1 protein-coding gene is annotated in these 242 nt (G+C 45.9%); it reads right to left on the minus strand.

What is annotated here, in order from left to right; translation table 11 throughout:
• Nucleotides 1–242: stalk domain-containing protein (locus ACLGL1_RS09865; protein ID WP_411008496.1), on the minus strand; the 242-nt coding region annotated here is incomplete at both ends.

Here is a 242-nt window from a genome sequence, read left to right on the forward strand (position 1 = left end):
GTGCTGGTATCGTTGTTCCAGTCTACCTTGCCGTAGGTCTCGCCAATGGCCCGGAGGGGCATAACTGTCCGGTTACTGGAGGTAATATAGGGGGCAACGTCCAGCTTTATAAAGTCAGTGCCTGTTTTCTTGTAGCGCAGGAAAAAAGGTTTGTCTGCATAAAAGGTATAGGTTTCATCCTTGGCCGGGTTTTTTACAGTAATAGACCGCTTTTCATTGTTCCATTCAACAGCCATATTTAA

This window comes from Peptococcus simiae (genome assembly GCF_046569735.1).
Lineage (GTDB): Bacteria > Bacillota > Peptococcia > Peptococcales > Peptococcaceae > Peptococcus > Peptococcus simiae_A.